Annotated in this window: 24 protein-coding genes; 16 read left to right on the top strand and 8 right to left on the bottom strand. The window is 38.6% G+C overall.

The window, feature by feature from the left end; all coding sequences use genetic code 11:
• Positions 1-56 precede the first annotated feature (56 nt).
• Entirely contained in the window at positions 57-1,250 is a 1,194-nt protein-coding gene (locus tag IE080_RS11875; protein ID WP_189582623.1) for an ATP-binding protein, read from the top strand.
• 27 nt (positions 1,251-1,277) lie between these two features.
• Here the strand turns inward: IE080_RS11875 and IE080_RS11870 are convergent, their stop codons facing one another.
• The 5 genes from IE080_RS11870 to IE080_RS11850 all read right to left on the bottom strand — a co-directional run bounded on the left by IE080_RS11870 (position 1,278) and on the right by IE080_RS11850 (position 6,412).
• Entirely contained in the window at positions 1,278-2,051 is a 774-nt protein-coding gene (locus IE080_RS11870) for a sulfite exporter TauE/SafE family protein (RefSeq protein WP_189582619.1), read from the bottom strand.
• On the bottom strand, positions 2,036-3,355 hold the full coding sequence (locus IE080_RS11865) for a VOC family protein (RefSeq protein ID WP_229800612.1): 1,320 nt from the start codon (positions 3,353-3,355) through the stop codon (positions 2,036-2,038). The genes IE080_RS11870 and IE080_RS11865 overlap by 16 nt, the downstream gene beginning before the upstream one ends.
• A gap of 327 nt (positions 3,356-3,682) precedes the next feature.
• Complete coding sequence (locus IE080_RS11860) at positions 3,683-3,787, bottom strand: AraC family transcriptional regulator (protein WP_229800618.1); 105 nt, start codon at positions 3,785-3,787, stop codon at positions 3,683-3,685.
• A 69-nt stretch (positions 3,788-3,856) separates the two neighbouring features.
• Positions 3,857-5,413 carry a SulP family inorganic anion transporter gene (locus IE080_RS11855; RefSeq protein WP_189582616.1) on the bottom strand — a complete coding sequence of 519 codons (1,557 nt, stop codon included), beginning with the start codon at positions 5,411-5,413 and terminating at the stop codon, positions 3,857-3,859.
• A gap of 258 nt (positions 5,414-5,671) precedes the next feature.
• Positions 5,672-6,412: an energy transducer TonB gene (locus IE080_RS11850; protein WP_189582613.1), complete on the bottom strand. Its 741-nt coding sequence runs from the start codon at positions 6,410-6,412 to the stop codon at positions 5,672-5,674.
• 235 nt (positions 6,413-6,647) lie between these two features.
• Between IE080_RS11850 and IE080_RS11845 the strand changes: the two genes are divergently transcribed.
• The 5 genes from IE080_RS11845 to IE080_RS11825 all read left to right on the top strand — a co-directional run bounded on the left by IE080_RS11845 (position 6,648) and on the right by IE080_RS11825 (position 9,861).
• Positions 6,648-7,055: a GxxExxY protein gene (locus tag IE080_RS11845; RefSeq protein WP_189582610.1), complete on the top strand. Its 408-nt coding sequence runs from the start codon at positions 6,648-6,650 to the stop codon at positions 7,053-7,055.
• 653 nt (positions 7,056-7,708) lie between these two features.
• Positions 7,709-8,320 (top strand): YkgJ family cysteine cluster protein, encoded by a 612-nt coding sequence (locus IE080_RS11840; protein WP_189582607.1) that lies wholly within the window; start codon positions 7,709-7,711, stop codon positions 8,318-8,320.
• 51 nt (positions 8,321-8,371) lie between these two features.
• Positions 8,372-8,731: a phage holin family protein gene (locus tag IE080_RS11835; RefSeq protein ID WP_189582604.1), complete on the top strand. Its 360-nt coding sequence runs from the start codon at positions 8,372-8,374 to the stop codon at positions 8,729-8,731.
• Positions 8,724-9,104 (top strand): hypothetical protein, encoded by a 381-nt coding sequence (locus IE080_RS11830; RefSeq protein ID WP_189582601.1) that lies wholly within the window; start codon positions 8,724-8,726, stop codon positions 9,102-9,104. Before IE080_RS11835 ends, IE080_RS11830 begins: the two co-directional genes overlap by 8 nt.
• The gene (locus tag IE080_RS11825; RefSeq protein WP_229800611.1) at positions 9,064-9,861 is read left to right on the top strand and encodes a phosphoglycerol geranylgeranyltransferase; all 798 of its coding nucleotides are present in this window, start codon (positions 9,064-9,066) and stop codon (positions 9,859-9,861) included. The genes IE080_RS11830 and IE080_RS11825 overlap by 41 nt, the downstream gene beginning before the upstream one ends.
• A gap of 30 nt (positions 9,862-9,891) precedes the next feature.
• On the opposite strand, the gene pheS is transcribed toward IE080_RS11825, so the two are convergent.
• The gene (gene pheS / locus IE080_RS11820) at positions 9,892-10,920 is read right to left on the bottom strand and encodes a phenylalanine--tRNA ligase subunit alpha (RefSeq protein WP_189582598.1); all 1,029 of its coding nucleotides are present in this window, start codon (positions 10,918-10,920) and stop codon (positions 9,892-9,894) included.
• Between the two features lie 125 nt (positions 10,921-11,045).
• On the opposite strand from pheS, the gene IE080_RS11815 reads away from it, so the two are divergent.
• Positions 11,046-11,612, top strand: coding sequence for a fasciclin domain-containing protein (locus tag IE080_RS11815; protein ID WP_189582597.1), 567 nt, complete (start codon positions 11,046-11,048; stop codon positions 11,610-11,612).
• A gap of 66 nt (positions 11,613-11,678) precedes the next feature.
• Here IE080_RS11815 and IE080_RS11810 read toward each other — a convergent pair whose 3' ends face one another.
• Both IE080_RS11810 and aspS read right to left on the bottom strand, forming a co-directional pair.
• Positions 11,679-14,546, bottom strand: coding sequence for an outer membrane beta-barrel protein (locus tag IE080_RS11810; protein WP_189582596.1), 2,868 nt, complete (start codon positions 14,544-14,546; stop codon positions 11,679-11,681).
• 195 nt (positions 14,547-14,741) lie between these two features.
• Complete coding sequence (aspS, locus tag IE080_RS11805) at positions 14,742-16,493, bottom strand: aspartate--tRNA ligase (RefSeq protein ID WP_189582594.1); 1,752 nt, start codon at positions 16,491-16,493, stop codon at positions 14,742-14,744.
• A gap of 280 nt (positions 16,494-16,773) precedes the next feature.
• Between aspS and IE080_RS11800 the strand changes: the two genes are divergently transcribed.
• The 9 genes from IE080_RS11800 to IE080_RS11760 all read left to right on the top strand — a co-directional run bounded on the left by IE080_RS11800 (position 16,774) and on the right by IE080_RS11760 (position 24,425).
• Positions 16,774-18,039 carry a M23 family metallopeptidase gene (locus tag IE080_RS11800; RefSeq protein ID WP_189582592.1) on the top strand — a complete coding sequence of 422 codons (1,266 nt, stop codon included), beginning with the start codon at positions 16,774-16,776 and terminating at the stop codon, positions 18,037-18,039.
• A 206-nt stretch (positions 18,040-18,245) separates the two neighbouring features.
• Entirely contained in the window at positions 18,246-18,404 is a 159-nt protein-coding gene (locus IE080_RS11795) for a VOC family protein (protein WP_308428171.1), read from the top strand.
• Between the two features lie 247 nt (positions 18,405-18,651).
• The gene (locus tag IE080_RS11790; protein WP_189582589.1) at positions 18,652-18,873 is read left to right on the top strand and encodes an antitoxin VbhA family protein; all 222 of its coding nucleotides are present in this window, start codon (positions 18,652-18,654) and stop codon (positions 18,871-18,873) included.
• Positions 18,866-19,471: a Fic/DOC family protein gene (locus IE080_RS11785; RefSeq protein WP_189582586.1), complete on the top strand. Its 606-nt coding sequence runs from the start codon at positions 18,866-18,868 to the stop codon at positions 19,469-19,471. Before IE080_RS11790 ends, IE080_RS11785 begins: the two co-directional genes overlap by 8 nt.
• Positions 19,472-20,152: 681 nt before the next feature.
• Positions 20,153-21,091 (top strand): ABC-three component system protein, encoded by a 939-nt coding sequence (locus tag IE080_RS11780; RefSeq protein WP_189582583.1) that lies wholly within the window; start codon positions 20,153-20,155, stop codon positions 21,089-21,091.
• Positions 21,084-21,323 (top strand): ABC-three component system middle component 8, encoded by a 240-nt coding sequence (locus tag IE080_RS11775; RefSeq protein WP_189582580.1) that lies wholly within the window; start codon positions 21,084-21,086, stop codon positions 21,321-21,323. The genes IE080_RS11780 and IE080_RS11775 overlap by 8 nt, the downstream gene beginning before the upstream one ends.
• The gene (locus IE080_RS11770; protein WP_189582577.1) at positions 21,320-22,261 is read left to right on the top strand and encodes a hypothetical protein; all 942 of its coding nucleotides are present in this window, start codon (positions 21,320-21,322) and stop codon (positions 22,259-22,261) included. Before IE080_RS11775 ends, IE080_RS11770 begins: the two co-directional genes overlap by 4 nt.
• Positions 22,262-22,348: 87 nt before the next feature.
• The gene (locus tag IE080_RS11765; RefSeq protein WP_229800610.1) at positions 22,349-23,077 is read left to right on the top strand and encodes a DUF2326 domain-containing protein; all 729 of its coding nucleotides are present in this window, start codon (positions 22,349-22,351) and stop codon (positions 23,075-23,077) included.
• A gap of 658 nt (positions 23,078-23,735) precedes the next feature.
• Positions 23,736-24,425, top strand: a complete 690-nt coding sequence (locus IE080_RS11760) for a hypothetical protein (protein ID WP_189582570.1) — start codon at positions 23,736-23,738, stop codon at positions 24,423-24,425.
• Positions 24,426-24,632: the final 207 nt, after the last annotated feature.

The raw sequence follows: 24,632 nt of genomic DNA, 5'->3' as shown, positions 1-24,632 counted from the left end.
TTTGCACAAGTATAAATGCGTTAAATGTTTATATTTGCACAAGTATATGTACAGTTATGGAAGAGCTATTGTTAAATTCCGAACAATTGATTCATGAAGTCTCTCTAGACTTTAAAAGATATCTTTTTGCTCAAATTAATTGGGAAAACAGATTGATAGGTATCAAAGGTGCCAGGGGAACAGGTAAAACTACGCTCTTACTCCAGAGATTAAAAGAATCCCAGCTTCCGATTTCACAGAAAGCGTATTTTTCTTTGGATGATATATATTTTTCAGGGAATCGGTTGACTGACACAGTAAAAACATTTTATCAGCAGGGGGGTAAACTGTTGGTATTGGATGAGGTGCATAAGTATCCTACATGGTCACAGGAAATCAAAAATCTTTATGATCGGTATAGAGATTTAGAAATAATCTTTACTGGTTCATCCATTATTGATATCGCCAAGCAGGAAGGGGATTTGAGCAGGAGAGCGCTTATGTATGAGTTGAAAGGGCTTTCCTACCGTGAATATCTTACATATACTTATGGATTGGATTTACCTTCTATTGAGTTAGAAAAGCCTTTGTTTGAAAAAGAAAGTATTCGGAGCAACTTCCCAACTGATTTCAAGCCCTTGAGGTATTTTCAAGAGTATCTCAAGCAAGGTTACTACCCTTATCAATCTGAAGATAAGTTGGGGTATTATCAACGAATCAAGCAGCAAACACGGCTGATTGTAGAATATGATATGGCCGAACTGAAAGGATTCGATATTAGGCATGCAAAAAAAATGTTACAGTTGCTTTTTGTGGTAGCGCAGCAAGTGCCCTTTAAACCTAATATTAATAAACTTGCGGAGAAGACGGGCATCCATAGAAATTCGATTAATAATTATCTGTATTTTTTGGAGGAAGCGCGGCTTTTAAGTCTTCTTCAAAGCAGTGGTAACAGTACCGCAATTCTTCAAAAACCTGAAAAAATATTTCTTGAAAATACCAATCTGTTGTATGCACTTTCGGAAGAATCTCCAGCAATCGGTACGGTAAGAGAATTGTTTTTTAACAATCAAGTGGGGGTTAACCATACCATTTCATATCCAAAAGCAGGTGATTTTTTGGTGGATAGAAAATATATTTTTGAGATTGGAGGTAAAAATAAAGATGCTAAGCAAGTCAGTGCAATTGAAAACTCTTGGCTTGTCAAAGATGACCTTGAATATCCAGTCGGGAAATCTATTCCTTTATGGCTTTTTGGTTTCTTATATTGATAGGATTACTATCAATGCAATCATTTTCTAAATCCACCCCGCACCTAAAGCGATGGATAACACAATCAGTAAAATCGCTACTGTCATTTGAATAGATTTTAGTGTCACTTTTTTCAAGAGCTTGTTTCCAATGTATGCACCTGTAATTGCTGCAAGGGTTGCAGTCACTACCACAGTCAGGTTATCACTTAAATCCGTACTTACAAAGCGTGTAGCATACACACTCAGTCGGGTAAAATCAACAAAGGTAGATACGACTACTGCTGTGCCGATAAATGCTTCTTTGGATAATCCTGCCTTAATCAAAAATGCTGCACGAAGTGCTCCTTGATTCCCCGAAAGTCCTCCAAAAAACCCGCTTAGAAATCCGCCGAAAGGCAATTTTTCTTTTCCAAACTGAAAATTTTGAAAGTATGGGATAAGGTCCATCAAAGCAAAAATTATCAAAAGGATAGCGACAATAAACTTCATCGGCTCGACCGAAAAGGTCTTTCCAAAAAGCTCGTAGCTGAATAAAGGATCCAATTTGGTGATATTGAGTAAAACCCAAGAACCTGCAAAAGCGGCGATCACCGCAGGCACTCCAAATCTTATCAGGACAGCTTTATCTGCATTTTTTCCAACCAATAAAAGCTTGAAGATATTGTTGAAAAAGTGAACCACTCCAGTCAAGGCGATCGCGAGGTCTACTGGGAAAAAGACCATAAAAACAGGAGTCAATATGGTTCCCAAGCCAAACCCTGAAAAGAAGGTGAGAATAGCTGTGAAAAATGCAGCAATGGCTATCAATAAAATTTCCATTCGGGCAGCAGTAGTTTTAGAAATGCTTCGTTGTCAGGATGTGGATTGAAGCTATTAAATTCTAAGAAATAACCTCCCGTGTCTATGCCAACAAATGCTTGGTAACGCTTGTCAGCACCTTCATACCATTCCCGGTGTAGAGTGAAGGGAGTTTGTGCCTGAACATATGCATACCAACCTTCTAAGTCTTGCATTATAAAGGCTATACTACTTCCCTTTTTTTCGGTAAAGTTGTGCATGCCTCTACGTTCATCTACCAAACCAATGTATCCTGTTTGCGATGCCTGATATACTTTTGCCCAACCTTGATCAACGATTAGTGGAAGGCCAACTTTTTCTTTATAAAAGATATCTGCTTCTTGCAAGTCCTCATAGTAGGTCCAAAATACTGCTCCATAGAAACCCAAACCTGCTGCGATGGAAGGGTTGGTTGTTGGAAGTGCTTCAAATTTTTTCAATTGAGGCATCAGCAATTCATTTTCAGGATGCTGCTTGAAGGTTTCAAATTCCAATAAGTAACCTTCTGGATCTATAGCCACAAATCCATCGTGGGCGTTATCAGTTTTTGGTTTGTAGGTGTATTTGATGGGAACATTCTTTTCCAACAGGTACGCATACCACTCGGGCAATTGGTCGGTTAACAATGCGATGGCTACAGTTTTGGGTTCATCCGCCTTATGTCTGCCAACAGCTTCGTCTACCAATGTGAGGTAAGCATCCGTTGAGATGCGGAAGGTTTTGGCAAATGCATAGTCTGTGACTTTTTCCAAACCCAAGAGACTTCCATAAAAGTCTGATGCATTTGCAAGGTCTTTGTAGTACAGGAAGATATTGGTTGCTTGGATACCGAAATCAGGCAGCGATTGAAAGTCTGTATTCTTGGAAAGTAAGTGGTTGATGTAATGCGAAGGATAGCCTAATAATCTCCCGAATCTTCTTGCCGCTGCCTCCGGGTCGAGTTTGGAGAGATCGCTTTTTAAATCCAAATAGGCTGCGAGAGAATTTTCTTTGTGGAAAATCAGCACTTCTTTTCCCGAAGCAACAGACGAAGGAAATAAGGAAGTTTGAATAAGCTCAGGTTCTCTAAATACCCCAACGCCCGCATTCTCCGCCATGGTCATGACTTCCTCCCATAGTTTATCCACCATTTTCGGGTCCATGGGTTCGCTTAGGGCAATGGGCTTCACATCCGCAGCAACCATTTCTATGAAAGCATGCATGTGGCCCAAGTGTTTGGCTTTTTCAGTGGGGGCTTGGCAGCTGAACAAAAGGCTTAGGAGTAATAAGTAGAGAATATTTTTCATAAAGGGGATGGATTGAAACAGGAAGTTAATGAAAAAATGAGAATGCTTAACGTTCAAATGATACCAGGTGCATTTTTTAAACATAGGTTGATGGATGAAAAACTTAAAGATGATTCACCGATTACAAAAATAACCTAGGTATATACAGGTATTTTGGTAAAAATGGGTGGGGGTTTAACCTTTGAGGTCATTTAGCACCTCGGTTTTCAACTATTTCACGCGGCGAGCGCAAAGAAATTCGCAACGAGCGCAGCGGGGGGTATTTAAATATTTTCACGCAGCGAGCCCTGCGTTAATCGTTGCGATCGCTGCGAGAAACTATCTTTTTTATCCGAAATACCTCCCCCTAAACTGATGTGGGGTTTCCCCAGTATGTTTTTTAAAGAACTTAACGAAGTAGGAGGCATCGTTAAATTGAAGTAAATCGGCGATTTGGTTGATGTTTTCAAAATAAGCCTTGAGCTTTCACCTAAGGCCTTCAATCATTTATTGAGATAATAACTACACCATCGTTTTTTCTTCATCTAATACAATCTTGAAAGAAGGATCATCGTCGGTGTAATTTACATTGATGATCTTTTCTGCTTTGTTCAAAAGGACTTTACTAGAACTATCCAAGTGTCGGATATAAACGGTTTTCCCCATTTTATGGTAGCGCTCGGTTACCTTATGGATGGCATCAATTCCGGAGTGATCCACAATTCTGCTTTCAGCAAAGTCAATGACTATTTCCTCAGGGTCATTGATGGGGTCAAACTTTTGTCCGAATGTCATAGCTGATGCAAAAAATAGAGGACCGAATACTTCATAATGTTTCACTCCATTTTCATCCACACGCTTTCTTGTGCGGATCATTTTAGCATTTTGCCAAGCAAATACCAAGGCTGAAATAATTACTCCTACCAACACGGCCAAGGCAAGGTTATGTAAGAAGACTGTCACTAGGGTAACTACTACCATTACTAAGACATCATGAAAAGGTACTTTTCTGAATACTTTCAAAGAAGCCCATTCAAAAGTACCGATAGCCACCATAAACATCAAGCCAACCAATGCAGCCATAGGGATCATTTCAATGTAGCTGGAAAGAAATAGGATAAAGATTAATAATCCAACAGATGCCACAATCCCCGAAATCCGGTTACGACCTCCTGCATTCACATTAATCAACGATTGTCCTATCATGGCGCAACCTCCCATGCCACCGAATAATCCAGTAGTCAGGTTAGCGACACCCTGCGCGACACACTCTTTATTTCCATGTCCTCGGGTTTCGGTGATTTCATCGATTAAAGTCAAGGTTAACAAACTCTCAATCAGACCAACCCCAGCCATAATAGCAGAATAGGGCAGAATGATCATAAAGGTTTCCCAATTGAACGGAACCAACGGAATATGAAATTCAGGCAATCCACCACTGATAGAAGCCAAGTCACCCACTGTTCGGGTATCAATTCCTCCGAAGATGACAATTGCGGAAATGGTTAATATAGCTACTAATGCCGAAGGAACTGCGGTAGTAACTTTAGGGAAAAACTTGATGATGACCATGGTCAAACCCACCAGACCAATCATTAAATATAATGGATTCCCAGTCATCCACTCCACAGTACCTGCTGCTGTAGTGAATTTGAACTGCTCAAACTGCGCCATTCCGATGACAATAGCTAGTCCATTGACAAAGCCGAACATTACCGGATGTGGCACCAAGCGAATCAATTTACCCAGCTTCAGTAAGCCAACTGCAATTTGGATCAATCCCATCAAAACAACAGCGGCAAAAAGATATTCAACTCCATGAGATACGACCAAAGCAACTACTACTACGGCGATTGCCCCAGTTGCGCCTGAAATCATGCCAGGTCTTCCTCCCAAAATCGAGGTAATCAATCCAATGATAAATGCAGTGTATAAACCTATCAATGGACTGACACCCGCAATCAACGAAAAGGCAACTGCTTCGGGCACCAATGCTAAGGCCACTGTTAAACCAGATAAAACTTCATCTTTTAAATTTGCCTGTGTAGGTTTAAATAGACGGTAAAATAATTGTGTCATGAATTCAATAGGTTTGGGAAAGCAACTTTTTCGAATGAAAAAATTAGAGGTTAGGATGAAAGCTTGATGGTGAAATCAAGATAACTTCATGCATGTTAGTTCCTAACCTGCTAATTACAAGCTACAAAACTACTCAATCTAAAGCCAAAACAGAATTTTATTCTAAATTTTATCGATATAAGTTTTAAAAATTTCAGATAGCGCTTACGTAATCGATTGTTTTTGAATATGCTATGGGATACTTGCTTCGATAAACAGCTAGTTTCCATACTTAAACCTCAATGGAAGTATCATATCCATTGCAGTGGCTACTCCATTGAGTGTTCCAGGTGTCCATTGATGGGGATATTTTGTAAGGAGTCGTATGGCTTCTTTGGAAATGGAGGTATGGACCTCTTCTGGGTTCAATACGTGAATGTTGTCAAGACTTCCATCGGTGGCTACCTCAAACTTTACATATACTGTTTCATTCAAACCAGATCTTTTGACATCTTCTGGCATTCGCATATTGTTAGCCAAGTACTTATACCAGCCTTGCATATTTCCTTTGGGTAATGGTGCGATCTTGGTTGCCTTGGATAGTTCCTGACCATCTTCATCAAAGTACAGTTCTTCTACGATTGTTCCTGCTTTTGAGGTGGTTTTACTTTTTGGATGACCATTGAGGAAAAAGGTTTCAGTGGAGTTGGTGGATGTCAACAAGTCTTTCACTGTTCTAGCTTTTAATGCTCCTTGGTCAGTGTATTCAGTTTGAATTTTTTTGATGACTGTTCCTTCTTCATTTTTATCCTCTCTTTTTTCAAATACTTTTACTGTATCCATCGTGAAGGTGAGGATCAGTTCTGATAGGCCCGAAGCTGTTTTAATCATAAAATAACTGGCAGGGGACTTTTTGCTAGGCTGAATTGGAACGCGATACTCGTTCAAGTAAAGAATGGATTGACTGAAGCTTTGGAAACTGATGAATAGTGTGAGTAGAAAAATGAAAAATTTTCGCATGATTAGAAAACCATTTAGGAATTAAAGGTACTGAAGAAGATTTTAACCTTTCAATGATAGCAAAAACTATGGTGATTTCATAAAGTAGTTTTAAATTTTCCGTGATGGGAAACCATTAAGAAGTTAAGGTTCATTAAGTGGGTTCTTAATTTTCTTAATCCCTTAATGGTTACAAAAAAAATCACTAAATTGATGGGTGTGATTAGTTTATTGTTTTTTAGAAATACTGCTGCTTATGACAAAACGAGAGGTAACTCAGCTGTCCTACGAAATTGTGGGGTTAGCGATTAAAGTCCATAAGGAACTGGGGCCGGGATTGCTTGAAAGTGTTTATGAGCACTGTCTGAGGCATGAACTTATTAAAAAAGGATACGAAGTTGATCAGCAAATGCGAGTCCCTGTGATTTATGATACCTTAGAAATGGAGGTTAATTTGAGGGTTGATTTACTAGTTAACAAAATGGTTGTAGTAGAATTGAAAGCAATAGAGAATATCCTTCCAGTCCACGAAGCACAATTATTGACGTATATGAAGTTGTTAAAGAAGCCTCAAGGGCTTTTGATAAATTTTTTTACTGATAACATTACACGTAGCAAGAAACCATTTGTGAATGAATACTTTGCGCAACTTCCTGATGGGTAAATTATTAAGAAAGGTTTCATTAGCTTAATCCCTTAAAGGTGAGAAAAAACCATTAAGGAGTTAAGAATCATTAAGAAAAAACTTAATCCCCTTAATTCCTTCATGGTAAAAAAAACATAGAGTGGAATTCTTTAATAAAAGAGAAACCATTAAGAAGTGAAGAGGCATTAAGGGGTCTTAATTTCCTTAATCCCTTAATGGTGAGAAAAAACCATTAAGGAGTTAAGAGTCATTAAGAAGAAACTTAAACCTCTTAATTCCTTCATGGTAAAAAACATGGAGTGGAATTCTTTAATAAAAGAGAAACCATTAAGAAGTGAAGAGGCATTAAGGGGTCTTAATTTCCTTAATCCCTTAATGGTGAGAAAAAACCATTAAGGAGTTAAGAGTCATTAAGAAGAAACTTAAACCTCTTAATTCCTTCATGGTAAAAAACATGGAGTGGAATTCTTTAATAAAAGAGAAACCATTAAGAAGTGAAGAGGCATTAAGGGGTCTTAATTTCCTTAATCCCTTAATGGTTACAAAAAAATCACATCTTTGATCATAATTTTCTGAAAATTAACTTCCTAGCAATTTATGCGTATGCTCAAGGTAGGCTATTGTAGATATTATAAACTCTCTGTACCTTCGCAAACTTTTATTTAAAAGCTATGAACTTAAGGGAAAAATCAGCAGAAGTGAGAAAGGTTTTTGATCAATTGGATCAGGATGTCAAAGCGTTTATGGATGTGAGCCAATTGACCTGTATCAGTGGCTGTGGGAAGTGTTGCTCCAATCCCAAAGTAAGTGCCACAGTGATGGAATTTATACCCTTAGCCTTCGATCTCTATGATAAGGGAAAGGCCGAGGCAGCACTTGAGTTGTTGGAAAGCAAGACAGCGGATGATTGGTGTATCGTATATAAAAGCTTTTCGGAAGATGGATCCATGGGCTTTTGCTCAGATTATCACAATAGAGGTATGATTTGCCGTCTCTTTAGTTCTTCCTATCGCACAAATAAGCACGGACAAAAAGAAATCATCACCTGCAAGAATATAAAAACCCAAAAGCAGACCCAGTTTAAAACAGCCGCTCAAGCTATCAATGAAGGTCTGCATCTACCATCCAGCAGTGGCTATTATGCCCAATTATTCAACATCGATCATGGGCTGACCACGGATCAAATGCCCATCAATCAGGCGATCCAAAAAGCCATTGAGAAAGTACTGACCTATCAGTTTTATACGGAAAACCAAGAACCTGAGGCTACCGACACTTTTTGATGCACGATTTTTGCTGTATATTGTATTCAATTTCCAACAATAGCAAGACGCATGTTCAACATTTCTGAGATAGTACAGACAATCAAGCAACTCATTGAGGTCAGGATCAATATGGTGAAAAATGAAATCTCTGAGCAGGTTTCCATTGTCCTCACTAGGATATTTCTCTTGGTTCTGATGGGTGTTTTTTCTGTTATGATCCTTTTATTCATGAGTTTATCACTCGCTTTTTATCTGAGTGATTTGATGTACTCATCTTATAAAGGCTTTTTATTGGTAGCAATTCTATACCTGATTGTATTTCTGATTTTCTTTCTGGCAAGAGATTCCCGATCATTTGGGCGCTCATTGAAGGCATTTTTGCGGGCATTTATTTTTGGAGAAAACAAAACCCCGAGAGACGATGACTAACAAAGAGCTTCAGAAAAAAGCCGAAGAATTGGAGCAGACACTCAAGATGCAGCTTTCCATAGCAAGAAATGAATCCGGGGATTACATCAAAATGGGTGCTGTATTACTTGGTTCAGCCATGATTGCTGCGGCTACAGTTAAAATTTTAGGCTCCAAAAAGAAAAAGAAAACAGAGAAAGTTCTTCAAGTTTTAGAAAAGGAAGGCTTACTTGACGAAGAACTGCAACATCGCCTGACTCAAAAAAACCAACCGGGCTTAATGGGTAGGATAGGGATGGCTTTGCTTCCTATTGCCATGAACTATGGGAGAGAGTTTCTGATAAAGCGCTTGAATGAACAAGACTCTGTGGCCCCAAGCGAAGATGAATCCTAATGCCATTGCCCAAAGTCTCCAATCATTTGCCCTCACAGGAAATAAAGGCCTTGCCTGGCTAATAGATCCGGATGATGTGAGGGATTTGATAGCTTTTCAAGAGCTGCTGATCAGTTTAACAGAAGCGCCCATTGATTTTATTTTGGTAGGTGGGAGTTTGGTACAACAAAGAAATTTAGATCAGGTCATTCGGAGCATCAAATCAGTACTTTCTGATATTCCAGTACTTATTTTTCCCGGGAATGCTATTCAGTTTTCAGAGTTGGCAGATGGAATCTTATTCCTTTCCCTGATTTCTGGCCGAAATCCGGATTTGCTGATCGGGCAGCATGTGACCGTAGCCCCTTTACTAGCCAAAACAACGCTGGAGGTCCTTCCAACCGGTTATATGCTAATAGATGGTGGGAATCATAGCAGCGTTCAGTACATTTCCCAGACCTTACCACTGCCGGCCGATAAACCGGAATTGATGCTCGCCACTGCCTTAGCCGGGAAATATCTAGGTTTACAGTACTTCTACATGGAAGCGGGAAGTGGTGCGCATCAACCAGTGCCTGCATCATTGATTAAATCATTCAAAAAGCATATTCAGGCGCCTTTACTGGTGGGAGGAGGATTACGGGATTTGACTGCTGTAAAAACTGCCTATCAAGCAGGTGCAGATGTGGTTGTCATTGGCAATGCTGCCGCAAGCAATCCAGGTCTGCTACATGAAATTGGAGATTTTTTGACCACTATCCGGATCTCATCCAATTAAAAAAAGCTCCCCAGTGGAGAGCTTGATTGGTTATATCAGCGAGCGGAATTGTTGTAAAAACCGCACATCATTTTCAGTAAATAATCGGAGATCTTTGATCTGATATTTCAGCATGGCGATACGTTCTATACCCATCCCAAAGGCAAATCCTGTGTATTCTTTGGAGTCTATCCCGCAGTTTTCCAAGACATTGGGATCTACCATTCCTGAGCCACCAATTTCAACCCAACCTGTACCTTTACAGACGTTACAGCCTTTTCCTCCACATAAGTGACAGCTAATATCAATTTCTGCACTTGGTTCTGTGAATGGGAAGAAGGAAGGTCTAAAGCGTACCTTGGTTTCCTTACCAAACATTTCTTTCGCAAAGTGGTACAAGGTGTTTTTCAGGTCAGCAAATCCAACATTTTTATCTACATACAACCCCTCCACCTGATGGAAGATGCAATGGGCACGGGCAGAGATGGCTTCATTTCTATAGACTCTACCTGGAGATAATGTACGGATCGGAGGTTTTTGGTTTTCCATCACGCGTACTTGCACGGAAGATGTATGGGTACGAAGCGCAATGTCCGGATTTTTCTCCAAGAAGAAGGTATCCTGCATTTCTCTTGCCGGATGGTTTTCAGGGAAATTCAAGGCTGTGAAATTATGCCAATCGTCTTCGATTTCCGGGCCTTCGGAAAGGTTGAAACCTATACGTTCAAATATCTCAATGATTCGCTGACGGGTGGCAGTCAAAGGATGGATTCCTCCAACAGCAATATTCGAAGGAGGCAGGGTCAAATCTATAGCAGCGGACTTAGATTGCTTGGTAGCAGAAGAAACATGCTCAATCAGTTCTTTGAATTTTGTCTCTGCTAGTTCCTTGACCTCATTGACAACCTGACCAAACGCTTTCTTGTGCTCGTTGGGAATATTTCGCATTTCTGCGAATAGCTCACCTACCACACTCTTTTTGCTGATAAACTGCATACGGTAGGCCTCCAACTGTTCTTGGTTGCTTGCCGAGGCAGCACGAATTGCTTCCTTTATTTTATCTACTTTCTCCTGAACCATGGATCTTTCATTCTTAGAAAGCACAAATCTAAAATAATTGACTGGAAAAACATTTTTTAATAGCTGCTAAATCCAGATTTATCCAAGACCTCGTAATTCCCTGCAGACAACAAAATTTAAAAATCATGAAAACAACAACATTTCTAAAATCCGCATTGATCGCTTTTTGTATATTCACCGCAGGTCAGGCATTTGGTCAAAAAGAGAAAACAGTAGAAGTAGGTGGTGCACCCATGTACCCATCCAAAAACATTGTAGCTAATGCCGTAAATTCCCAAGATCACACGACGCTAGTAGCCGCAGTACAGGCTGCTGGATTGGTTGAGACCTTGCAGTCTGCAGGACCATTTACGGTATTCGCTCCTACCAATGCTGCCTTTGAAAAATTACCGGCAGGTACAGTTGAGACTTTGGTGAAGCCTGAGAACAAAGAAACTCTGACAGGTATTCTTACTTATCACGTAGTAGCTGGTAAAATGGGAGCAAAAGAAATCGCTGAAGCAATTAAGAAAGGAAACGGAAAAGCAACCTTGACAACAGTACAGGGAGGTAAGTTGACTGCATGGATGGAAGGCAAAGACTTGTACATCTCTGATGAAAATGGTGGAAAATCAAAAGTAACTATTGCTGATGTATTCCAATCGAATGGAGTGATTCACGTGGTTGACACAGTAGTTTTACCAAAAGGTTGATTGTAACCAACGGGATGAAACAAAAAAAGAGGCAATTTGCCTCTTTTTTTGTTTGTGGGTAATAGGTTACCAAGTTCTGCTTCCGCCGCCCCAAGGGCCACGCATGCCCCCTGGTCCTCCTTGAGCGGGTTGCTCTGCTCTGAAGTTTCCAATATTGTAAGAGAAAGTCAATAAGGCAAATCTGTTCAATACGCGGGTAAAGGTATCTTCGATGGCCACGTCTGTGACAGTTCTTGCAATCGCATTGTTTTGATTCAATAGGTCAAATACAGTTACTTTTAATTCTGCTTTGTTATTTTTAGCGAATCTCATACCAGCCTCAATGTTCCACAACCATACAGACTGATCCAAATCAGCAGATAAACCTCTGAACAAGTTGTTTTGAGCAGTATTGGAAATGAATAATTTACCACCGTTAGGAGAGTAATAGAAGCGGATATTGGAGCTCTGAACATAGAAGTTGTTGTTCAAATTCTGTTGCAAACTGCTGTTAACAATGGTATACGTTGCTGTCGTCTGCAAGGTAAAGTCCACATCCTTAGAGATATTACTTGTAAAGGTTACTCCTTGTGCAAGGTCAATGTTATCATTGAAGTTTTTCTGATCATTGATAATACCTGGTGTTCTGTTGTAAGACACACTGGAGTTAGTGTTAAACTGCGTCTTGATTTTTTTGATCGGAGCTCCATAGGTCAAAAACAAACGTGATCTGAACTGACCTGATAAGTTTTCCGGTCTTGAGATCTGACTACCTGGTCTCAGCAGTACCTCCCCATTGATCAAGGTATCTGTTTGTGCAATGAAGGTACTGTTTCCGATAAAGTTTTCCGTCACCGAGAAAGTACCAAACATGAAGAAAGTTCTTGATTTTTCTAAGTTTATTTTAGAAATGTTTGCGAAGATATTGTGTGAAAACGCCTGTCCCAAATCCGGGTTACCCACTGAAAGTGCTAACTGGTTTTGGTTGTTGATTACGTTTTGTAATTGATTCACAGAAGGCTCCTGCGTAAATGTTCTGTAACGCATGCGGAAGGAAAAACCCGTTTGCATGTTTCTATAGAATGCGTTCATGCTTGGCAAGAAGTTGCTAAAAGACTGATTGAAGGTACGTTCCACTGGGAAAAGAGCATCGTTTTCCTGTACCGCATACTGGTAGTCCATGCTGGCATTGATATTCCACTTTTGATAATTGTAGCTATAGCCTACGCTTGGTCTTTGGATGATGAACCTGTTTTCAAACACGTTACTCAAAGCTGTATCCAAAACCATGATTCCTAATTCCGGAAGCATAGCGAAGGTCTGCTGATCGGCAGATGTTTTGTTGTTACCCACTTGGTAAGAAGCTGTCAATAAGGATTTTTCACTCAATGCCTCTGTAAATTGCAAAGTAGCTCTGTAATTGAATCCATCAGAAAGCCCAATGGTCTCCTGATTTAAGGTATCACGGATGTCTCGGATGAAATCCTGATTGGCTGCAATCAATTCTGATAATTGATCACGCTTATTCCAAGAAGTAAATATGGTAGTAGAAAGTGTTCTTCCTTTTTTATCAAACTTGTAGCGGTAAACCAAATTGTTTGAAATATTATACCCATCTGTCTGTGCATCTGAGATTGACCGTGTAGCACTTAGTGGCGCCAAGACTCCTGTACGGGTGATCGCATCCCGATCATTGAAGGTGCTGTTATTCTGGAAATTAATCGAAGGCGTCACAATCACCGCATGCTTAGGGGTGATATCGTATTCAATACGGGAATTGATTCTATGGTTATTGTTACGGATGGTATTAAACAAACTTTCTTCGTAAAACTGACGGTTGGTTTCGGATAGGATAATCTCCCGATTAGTCAATCTGAATAGGTTATTGTTGGTGGAGTTGAAGAAATAACTTGCAGTGAAGTTCATTTTATCTCCGAACTTATCAGAGTAGTTAACCCCCAAGCTGTTGGTAGTAATAATCCCTTGATCTTGCCCCACCAAGAAGTTGTTGTTACCGCCACCGCCAGGACGACCACCTCCAAAGCCTCCTCGGCCACCACCGCCACCGCCACCAACACCTACTAGATCTTGTGAGGAGAAGTTTTGTTGGTTGATGTTGTTGAATAGACCAATGATGGAAATACGCTTATTTCCTTTAAACATGTTGAAGTTACCACCTGCGGAATATCTTCCATCAGTTCCATAGCCACCATACACACGCCCAAACTGACCGTTTCTTCTGTCAGGTCGCGTGACAATGTTGATGGTTCTTGAAAAGTTACCATCATCAAATCCAGTTAACCTGGATTGATCAGAGCGTTGGTCTAGAATTTCAACCCGGTCAATAACGTCTGCCGGTAAGTTTCTAAGTGCCAAAAATGGATCCGAACCAAAGAACTCTCTACCATCCACAATTACTCGTTCTACACGTTCTCCTTTGGCTTGGATTTCACCGTTTTGAATGGTTACACCTGGGATTTTTCTTACTAATTCCTCTGCATCTGCGTTTTCACGTGTTTTAAATGCATTGGCATTGAAGGAAGTAGTGTCACCACGGACTTCACCTACGGGGATTTGACCCTCGATGACTACTTCACCAAGAAGCTTGGAGTCTTCTAGCAAAATAAGCGTACCCAAATCTAAGGATTGCCCTCGCTCATGGATTTTGGTGATTTTCTGGTAGCCCAGGAAAGAGATTTCAATTTTTACGGATGGAATTCTTGGACGCTCGATTTCAAAGCTTCCGTCCACACCTGTAACGGTGGATACTAGCAAGGAATCGGTTACCGTTTTTACCAAGACATTGGCACCGATCATTCCTTCTTTGCTGTCACCTTCGATGACCTTCCCTTTTAATATGGGGGCTTGTCCTCCTCCGGGTCTTTGTGCCTGAACATCAAAAGAATAGATGAACAAAAGCACGAACAAAAATTTAATAGTGGTAGAAATTTTCATTTGGTAGAATTATTGAACTAGAATTTAGACTGCGAAGTGAATGAATAGTTTAATCACCTGTATCGCTAAGTTTTGAATGGATAAAAAAGATGTTAAGTGGATAAAAAGCAGGTTGAAAATTTGCAAAAAAATAGCCTAGTTTAGAGAATAGGGGATCCTTTTCGTGCTAAACTAGGCTTTTGAGTGGAAGTGTTTTTATTTTAATGCAACCTTGATGGACAATTCCTGTAATTGCTCTTCAGCAATAGTACTTGGAGAGTCAATCATGACGTCTCTTCCGGAGTTGTTTTTCGGGAAGGCAATGTAATCTCTGATAGAATCGGAGCCTCCAAAAATTGCACACAAACGGTCAAATCCAAAGGCAATACCACCATGTGGAGGGGCGCCGTATTCGAAGGCTTCCATTAAGAAACCAAACTGCTTTTGTGCTTCCTCCTCGGTGAATCCTAAGTGTCTGAACATCAATTGTTGGGTTGCTCTGTCGTGAATTCTGATGGAACCTCCGCCAATCTCCACCCCGTTGATGACCAAGTCGTAAGCATTGGCACGAACGAGTCCTGGATCTGTTTCCAACATAGGAATATCTTCCGCTTTAGGGGAAGTAAATGGATGGTGCATGGCGTGGAAGCGCTGGGTTTCTTCGTCCCACTCAAGTAGAGGAAAATCAACTACCCACAATGGTTTGAATACATTTCTATCCCTTAGGCCCAAATCCTCACCCATTTTCAAGCGCAGCTCGGAAAGTTGTTTGCGGGTAGTTTTGGCTTCGCCGGACAAAATCAATAGCAAATCTCCTGCTTCGGCACCAGCCAATTTTGCCCAAGCACTTAAGTCTTCCTGATTGTAAAATTTATCCACAGAAGATTTGAAGCTTCCATCTGCGTTGCATTTCACATAAACCAAACCTTTTGCCCCAATCTGTGGGCGCTTCACCCATTCGGTGATCTCATCGATTTGCTTGCGGGTATATTCGCCAGCACCTTTGGCACAGATACCCACTACCAATTCAGCAACATCAAAAATGGAGAACCCTTTTCCTTGTGCAACATTTGTTAATTCCACAAACTTCATGTCAAACCTTAAGTCAGGCTTATCATTCCCGTAGAATTTCATCGCATCCTCGTAGGTCATACGCTTCACCTCTTCCAATTCGATGCCTTTCACCTCTCTGAATAAATGCTTGGTCAAGCCTTCAAAGGTATTCAAGATATCTTCTTGGGAAACGAAAGACATTTCGCAGTCAATCTGAGTGAATTCCGGCTGACGGTCTGCTCTTAAATCTTCGTCTCTGAAGCATTTGACAATCTGAAAATATCTGTCAAATCCACTGACCATCAATAACTGTTTGAAGGTTTGTGGAGATTGTGGCAATGCATAGAATTCTCCCGGATTTACCCTGCTTGGAACGACAAAGTCACGGGCACCTTCCGGTGTAGATTTGATCAATACAGGAGTTTCTACTTCGATAAAGTCCGCAGCATCCATATATTTTCTAGTCTCCTGCATCATGCGGTGACGGAGTTGCAACTTTTCACGAACTACATTTCTTCGAAGGTCAAGGTAGCGGTATTTCATGCGAAGTTCATCCCCTCCATCGGTATCATCTTCGATAATGAACGGAGGAACTTTGGCAGGATTTAATACTTCTAGGTTAGCAGCTTTTACTTCAATTGCCCCTGTTTGTATTTTATCATTTTTTGAGGCACGCTCAATGACTACACCTGTGGCGGTAATGACAAATTCTCTTCCCAAAGAAGCTGCTTTTTCCAATAAAGCTTTGTCCGTAGATCCTTCTTCAAAAATCAATTGGGTCACTCCGTAGCGATCTCTCAAATCCACCCAAATCAACCCCCCTTTATTGCGTACACGCTGTACCCATCCAGCTAAAGTTACCTCTTGGTTTACGTGGTCAAGTCTCAATTCTCCACAGGTATGTGTTCGTAGCATTTGTTTTTATTTTTTTAAGTCGACAAAGATAAGCAAAGTCGCCAAGTATACGACAGAAATGAATAATTATGACCGAATCCTTATGGTTTTTGTAAGCATTGTTCCGAACAATTGATTTTTTTCAAAATTTCTAGTTCATCAAATGATTTCAAAAGAACATTGGGCAATTTTTATTTCGTAACCTTCGTTGAAATTGTTAGGTATAAAAACCTTGAAAAACTTGCTATTTGAACGGAATTTAAATTTCTTTGAATTCCATCCGCAGCCAACAATACTACACATGAATAAAAAATGGATCAGCACTGGGATTTTGGTGCTATGCTTAGGTGCAGGGTATTATCTCTACAACCAAGTATATTCCGATACCATCCTTGAGGAAACTGAACTGGAAGTTTACGAAGAAGAGGAAGAAGACCTGGTTTTATTTGGCATTAATGCCAAGGATTTGGATGTCATCGAAGGAGTGGTCGGGAAAAATGAAACGCTTTCCTCTCTCTTGGCTCCTTTCAATATTCCTTTTCAAATCATCGACGAAATCGCCAAGAAATCCAAGGAAGTTTTTGATGTTCGTCGTATCGCGTACAATAAAAAATTCACCGTCTTAGCGGCAAAAGACTCTTCGCAAGCGCAATTTTTTATTTATGAGCCCAATCCATTGGAGTACGTTGTCATTAATTTTGAAGAAGTAGCCATCTACAAAGAAGAGCGTCCGATAACTTATCGTCCGGTAGAAATCGGAGGTACGATTACATCCAACTTATCATCTAACATGACAGGATTAGGGATCAGTTACGATGTAGTCGATCAATTTGCCGATTTATTTGGTTGGTCAGTTGATTTTAAAACCTTACAAAAAGGAGATGAGTTTAAGGTGATTTTTCAGGAAAAAGTAGTAGATGATATTGTTGTAGGTAATGGAGAAATTGAAGTAGCTTACTTCAAATATAAAGGAGAAGAATTTTTTGCCATTCCGTTTGAGCAGAACGGACAGGTTTCTTTCTTTGATCAGGAAGGGAATAGCTTCAAAAAAGCATTTTTAAGGGATCCAGTTAAATTTACAAGAATTTCATCCAAATATAGTCTTAACAGGTTTCATCCTGTTCAAAAGCGCTACAAGCCTCATTTGGGTACGGACTATGCTGCTAAAGAAGGTACTGAAATCCGTACAGTTGGAGACGGCACAGTGGTAGAGGCACGCTTTACGAGTGCTAATGGGAATTATGTTAAAATCAAACACAACGATACTTACACCACTCAATACTTGCACATGTCCAAGATTGCCTCAGGTATGAAGCCTGGTACCCGTGTCAAGCAAGGTCAGGTAATTGGGTTTGTTGGAAGCACAGGCTTAGCTACTGGACCGCATTTATGTTTCAGATTCTGGAAAAATGGGAAGCAGGTGGACTGGTTGCAGGAGAAGATCCCTCCATCCGAGCCTATTGCTCCTGCCAATAGAGCAGCTTTCGAGTTGGTCAAAGCAGAGAAATTAGGAGTCTTAGCAGCGATCCCTATTCAGTCAGAAGAGAAATTATTAGCGGATAATTGATTGATTAGCTGGATTATTGGTTTGAGAGTTATAAGAAATCCCTTGAGGTTTAAAAAGCTTCAGGGGATTTTTTGTGCTTAGGAGCGGAGAAGCAGAGAATGAATGGTTTTAGTTTTACATTCAAATACCAGAGGAATCCCAACAGAATTTAATGACTAGTCATTTTTTAGAGAATTGTACTTATCGGGCAACAATAATATAGAAGAATGAAGCAGAACTTGACACATATCGCAATTGTTGTGGACGACTATGACAAGGCAATAGAATTTTATACACAAAAATTACATTTTGACTTAATCGAAGACACTATGCTTTCGGAGTCAAAACGTTGGGTTTTGGTTAGACCGAAAGGTGCAAAGGAATGAGTCATTTACCTATGTAAAAAAACTAAATAAATACCCTGATCAGGGTATTTATTCGTTGGAGGGTATTGAGTAGGTTTAGGGAGATGAAAATACGGCTGAAAAATCAGACTTAGCAAGCTTCCGTAGGGCATATATGGGTGGGTTTTTCAGACATATATTTAAGTTGTGCACTATTCTAAAAAAGAAGAACCTAAGGATATAATGACGGAAATTTTGTAAATTCGTAAAAGGTTTAAAATCAAAATATATGTTTGCTACAATCGAAATTGATAGGAATAACCTGACGATAATGGGAGTGAAATTTTCTGATTTAAAGACATTAGAAAGCACGGCAAATGCTTTGGGAAGTAATATGTTTGAGGGTTTTAAACCTACGCCCAAAGGGGTTGAAATAATCAGGGATTATGTATCAGGAAAAATTTCATTAAGTGAATTAGTGAAGTTTGCGGAAGAAAGGGCTTATGTCTGATTCCTATAAGTACATAGATTTTGATTATACTTATGTAGACCCAAAAACAGGAATTTTAAAAAATATTCCGGGAATTACAGACCCAGATGTATTACTTTTTGTTGAAAGTGGAGCTGTGACAAAACGACTTCAGGAACTTTACAACAATCCCATTAAGATTAAAGGAATTGAAAACCTTTTTGATATTCACAAGCATTTGTTTCAAGACATATATGTCTGGGCTGGCAAAAAGAGGGTTGTGGAAATAAGTAAAGATGGAAAACAATTTTTTCCCACCACCCATTTTGATAATGCCAGTAGCTACATTAATTCTTTAATAGCTGACTACAAGAAAATTCGAAAAAACAGAAGAAAAGAATTAGCAGAGAAGTTAGCCGAAATTTTAGATAATGTAAATTATTTTCATCCCTTTAGAGAAGGTAACGGACGTGCACAAAGAGAGTTTTTAAGGTTATTGGCCTTGGAAAAAGGGTTGATTCTGAACCTAAACCCTCCGGACAATAAAAGTGTGTTTGAAAGATATATGAAAGGAACAATAGAGAGTGATTTAGAAATATTGAAAGAATTGATTTTTGAACTTATTGCCTCAAAAAAATGAAAAAGAACAGTGCATAACATCACCTTGGAAGACAGCGGGCGGTTCAGAGTAACTATGAAAATCAGTATCTTTAAGAAGTTAGGAGTAGACTGGAAGAGAACGGCTCCGAATGCCCGCCGTCTCCAAGCTGAGGACCGTTGACAGAAGTGTAGCGCTGTTCAGAGCTGGTTTAGCTATGGGGATTAAACGATTGGAGTGGATGGTATACCCTGAAGTATCTTTACCAATGAATCCGATGATCTTGACCACTTTTTTTGATCAGTTATCAGTTGCTTTAGGGTATAACTTCCATCGGAAAGCATGGAGTAAAAAACGATCACTATCCATAAGTAAAATAGATCATTCGTCACCGGGACCATAGTATGGCCTTACTGACAATCTTCAAAACATGGCGTATGATGTTATGAGTAAAGAAATGAGTCATTTACCTATGAAAATAACTAAATAAATACCCTGATCAGGGTATTTTTTTCGTTGGAGGGTATTTAGTAGGTTTAGGGAGATGAAAACATAGCTGCAAAAATCAGACTTCACGAGCTTCCGTAGGGTGTATATGGGTGGGTTTTTCAGACATATAAGTAAGTTACCAGCAAGCCTATAGAACACACAAATACAAGTGAAAAGTGTAAAAGGACATAATTTTATGAAACGGACATTGGATTAATTAACTTTGAGCAAAAAATGAGAAAATACCCATTATATGACCTTGACGATAAGGAATTTGAGAATTTAACTACACTGTTATGTAGAAAGATTCTTGGCGAAGGCGTTATTCCATTTGCACAAGGGACAGATGGTGGCAGGGATGCTAAGTTTAATGGGAAAGCAAATTTATTTCCAAGCGAATCAAAACCTTGGGAGGGTAAAATAGTAATACAAGCTAAACATACGAATAAAATTAACGCTAGCTGTTCAGATAGCGATTTTCAGCGAAGATTGAAAAACGAAGTTTTACCAGCAATTGAAAGACTTAAGGAAATTGATAAAATCGAGTATTATCTATTGTTTACAAATTCAAAACTTACAGGCAAACAAGACGAAAAAATTGAAGATTTGATTGATGCTAATACAGGGATTCCCAATGTAATTATTGCAGATGAAAAAATTCAGATGTGGCTTCAATCATATCCTGATATTGTAAAAGAAGCAAAACTTCAAGATTTATTGAGACCACTTCAATTTGACGAAAGTGATTTAAAAAGCGTAATTGAGGCATTTCACAAGTATTTGCCATCAACCGATCCGCTTGACAAAAATATTGTTGACTTCAGTTATGTAGATATGGCGAAAAAAAATGAATTGAATAAACTGAGTAAAGATTATTTTGATAATGTGATGCAAAGACATTATTCTCATTTTGAATCAATAGATTCTTTTTTGAAAGACCCTATAAACAAGCCGTTGAAAGAACAGTTTGATGATTTAGTTGACGAACTTAACGCTAAGATAACAATCTATCAAAATGATTATTTTGCTTTCGAAAGGTTGCTTGATGAATTATATGACTATGTCATTTCGAATAACAAAGAGTTTTTTGGTTCAGGAAGGAAGAGGTTAGTAAGAGTCTTTATCAACTATATGTATTGTAATTGTTTTATAGGAAAGAAAGTAGATGCTTAGACCAGATAAACATACCGACATAAAATATTCAATTGTCTTTCTTTCAGCAGTAATGATGAAAGAAATACTAGATAGTGGAATTATCAAATATGATGATTTAAAAAGCAGTCTTGTCGATAAAATCGGAAAAGGCATTACCGAAAATTACGAATACACCCTATCGTACCTCTTTATGCTTGGCAAAATTGAGTATGTAGATAAGTTAGATTCAATAAAAGCAATTCAAGGATGAAACTTGTAAAAATATATGCTAATAAAAATTTCAAGAATATTGAATTTGAACCTGAATTCAATGTTGTTATTGCTACAATATTTGAAAAACAAAAGAAAAAAGACACCCATAATCTTGGCAAGACCTCATTAATTCACGTAATTAATTTCATTCTCCTTGGTTCGTTTAACAAAAAAATATTCGGGAATAAAATTTTTAATGGCGTTGCTTTTTACGGTGAATTAGCTTTAAATAATGGCAGCTATTTGATTATAAAACGAGAAATAGATACGAATACAAAAATTTCTTTTAAAATTAATGATACAAAAACTAAGGGCTTTTTAATTCCCAAGAATTGGGATGACGAAAACTTAGCCTTTGATAAAGCTCGAAAAAAACTTAATGAACATCTTGGATTTGATGTTGTACCAAGCTACGACTATAGAAAGTCTATTACCTATTTTCTAAGAACTCAACAGGACTACTTAGACGTTTATAAACTAGATAAATTTAAAGGAAAGCATATTGATTGGAAACCTTTCGTATTTGAATTGCTCGGTTATGATAGTAATTTGATAATTAAAAAACTATCGCTAGAAGAAGACATTGACAAGAAAAAAGAAATCATCAGGATTTTAAAAGATGAAGCTAGGATTAATGTAAATGACCGTGATAAACTTGCTGGTTTGCTAGACATAAAAGAGCTGGAGGTTAATGAAGCTAAATCAACCATTGATAAATTTAATTTTTTCCAACAAGACCAATATATAAATAAAGAACTCATTGAGAGTCTAGACAACCAAATACAAATACTAAGTACTGATAGATATAGAATAGCTTACGACATCGATAAAATTGAAAAATCATTAGCAAATATTTCAGAACAAATAAATATTGAAGAACTCCAAAAACTTCATAATGAAGCACAACTTCTTTTCCCGGTCGAACTTAAAAAATAGTTTTCAGATTTACTTAAGTTTAACGAAGCAATTTCAAGAGACAGAAAAAGATATTTAAGTGAAAATCTTCAAACCCTTAAAGCTGAATTGATTTCTGTTAACAGAGAATTAAAGATTTTGGAATTGGAGAAAAGCGAGAAGCTATCTTTTCTTACGGAGAAAGATTCTTATATCAAATTTAAAGAGTATCAGAAGAACTTATCAAAGATAGAGGCGGAAGTAGAGCGTATTAAAGATAAAATAGCCGCAGTTGATCAGTCTATAGAAATTGAAAAAGAAATTTCGAAAATTCAGCAGGGTGTGGAAAAATCTGTTAACGAAATCCGTGAAGCAGTAAATAAAAGGAAACACGCTGACATCAATAGAATATTCAACTCGATAATAACAGATATTTTAGGTGCCAATGCACTTATATCTATTGTACAAAATAAGCAGGGTAATATTGAATATAGTGCTGACTATCAAAACCCGAGTGATTTGAATACAACTTCGGAAGCACAAGGTACTACATATAAAAAGTTGCTCTGTATGGCTTTCGACCTTTCATTAATAATACATTATTCAAATAACTCATTCTTCCGTTTTGTATATCATGATGGTATTTTAGAAGGTCTTGACAATCGAATTAAGATACGCTTACTAAACAAGGTCAAGGAAATATGTAGGGATTACAATTTACAATACATTTTATCATTGATTGACTCAGACATTCCTACAGAGGAATCTGGTATGAAGTATGAATTTTTGGAAAGTGAAATTTGCTTGGAACTAAACGATAAAGATGATTCAGGTAAATTGTTTCTTCATAGTTTTTGATTTAAGACACAAGAACGCCAGCTGGTAACAGCACCTACCCAAAAGTGGCGGTTCAGTGGTTAAATCAAGCTTTCCCGAGAAATCGGGACAAGTCGTGCTTCTATCAAAGTTTCCCGCTTTTGCGGGACAAGTTATGCTTGGTTGACAGTGTAGTGCTTCGAAATCGCCACCTTCGGGTAGCCGCAAACCGTTGACAGAAGTGTAGCGCTGTTCAGAGCTGGTTTAGCTATGGGAATTAAACGAATGCTGTGCCCAAACCATCTTTACCAATCAATCCGATGATCCTGACCACTTTATTTTGATCAGTTATGAGTTACTTTAGGGTAGCACTACCACCGGAAAGCATGGAGTAAAAAACGATCACTATCCATAAGTAAAACAGATCATTCGTCACCGGGACAACAGCATGGCCTTACTGACAATCTTCAAAACATGGCGTATGTTGTTATGAGATAAAGGAATGAGTCATTTACCTATGTAAAAAAACTAAATAAATACCCTGATCAGGGTATTTTTTCGTTGGAGGGTATTTAGTAGGTTTAGGGAGTTGAAAATACGGCTGAAAAAATTAGAATTCACGATTTTCCGTAGGGTGTATATGGGTTGGTTTTTCAGGTGGATAAGTAAGTTGTAAAACATTTAATCAAACCAACAAACTATGAACGAATCGACTGAAATTTTTGATAGTAAACTGAATGAAATTGACCATTATCAAAGGTTTCCTTCAATGCTACCTTTTGTCGGGAAAAATTACGGAAAAAACAATTCACCGAAAATAATGCTGATTGCTGAAAGTCATTATTTACCACCAAAATCGACAATAAGCAAAAATCCCGAAAAATGGTATAGTTCCACACAAGCGGACTTATCCGATGAAGAAATTGCATGGATAAACACAAGGGTCATACTGAAAGGAAACTGGAAACCAGCTGGACATATGATATTCAGAGAACTGAATACTCGAATGTCTGAATTTATGAAAGTTGAGGAATTTAGAGCTATGACAAACGTAGCTTTTATGAATGGCTTTCAAAGACCAGCACCAGAAACTGGGGATTCAATAAAGAACTTTTGTAAATCAATTGACTATACAATTGGAGCAAAAACAATTAATGAAGTTGTGAAAATTATAGAACCTGATTTAGTAATTTTTGTATCTAAACTATCTTGGGACAAATTGAGGTGGAAAATTCCAAAATATGAATCAGGAGTAAGATATGAATTTGTATGCCATCCTGGAACAGGTGGACGATACTGGCACAACAAAAAATATGAACACGGACTTAAAAAATTCAAATCATTGATTGAAAATGAAATAAATAAAAATGCTTTACAACAACGCATATAGCTTATGGAGGGTGAACGGCTACCAGCAAGGTTTTCGCTTTGTAGCTAGCTTTGGTTTTGGGAGACAGGAAAGCGCTTCGAAACCGCCACAAGTCATATGCAAACCGTTGACAGAAGTGTAGCGCTGTTCAGAGCTGGTTTAGCTATGGGGATTAAACGAATGCTGTGCCCAAACCATCTTAACCAATCAATCCGATGATCTTGACCA

The organism is Mongoliitalea lutea (assembly GCF_014652135.1).
In the GTDB taxonomy this organism is placed as follows: domain Bacteria; phylum Bacteroidota; class Bacteroidia; order Cytophagales; family Cyclobacteriaceae; genus Mongoliitalea; species Mongoliitalea lutea.
Note: the sequence above shows the minus strand (reverse complement) of the source record. Positions and strands in the feature narration are given on the sequence as shown.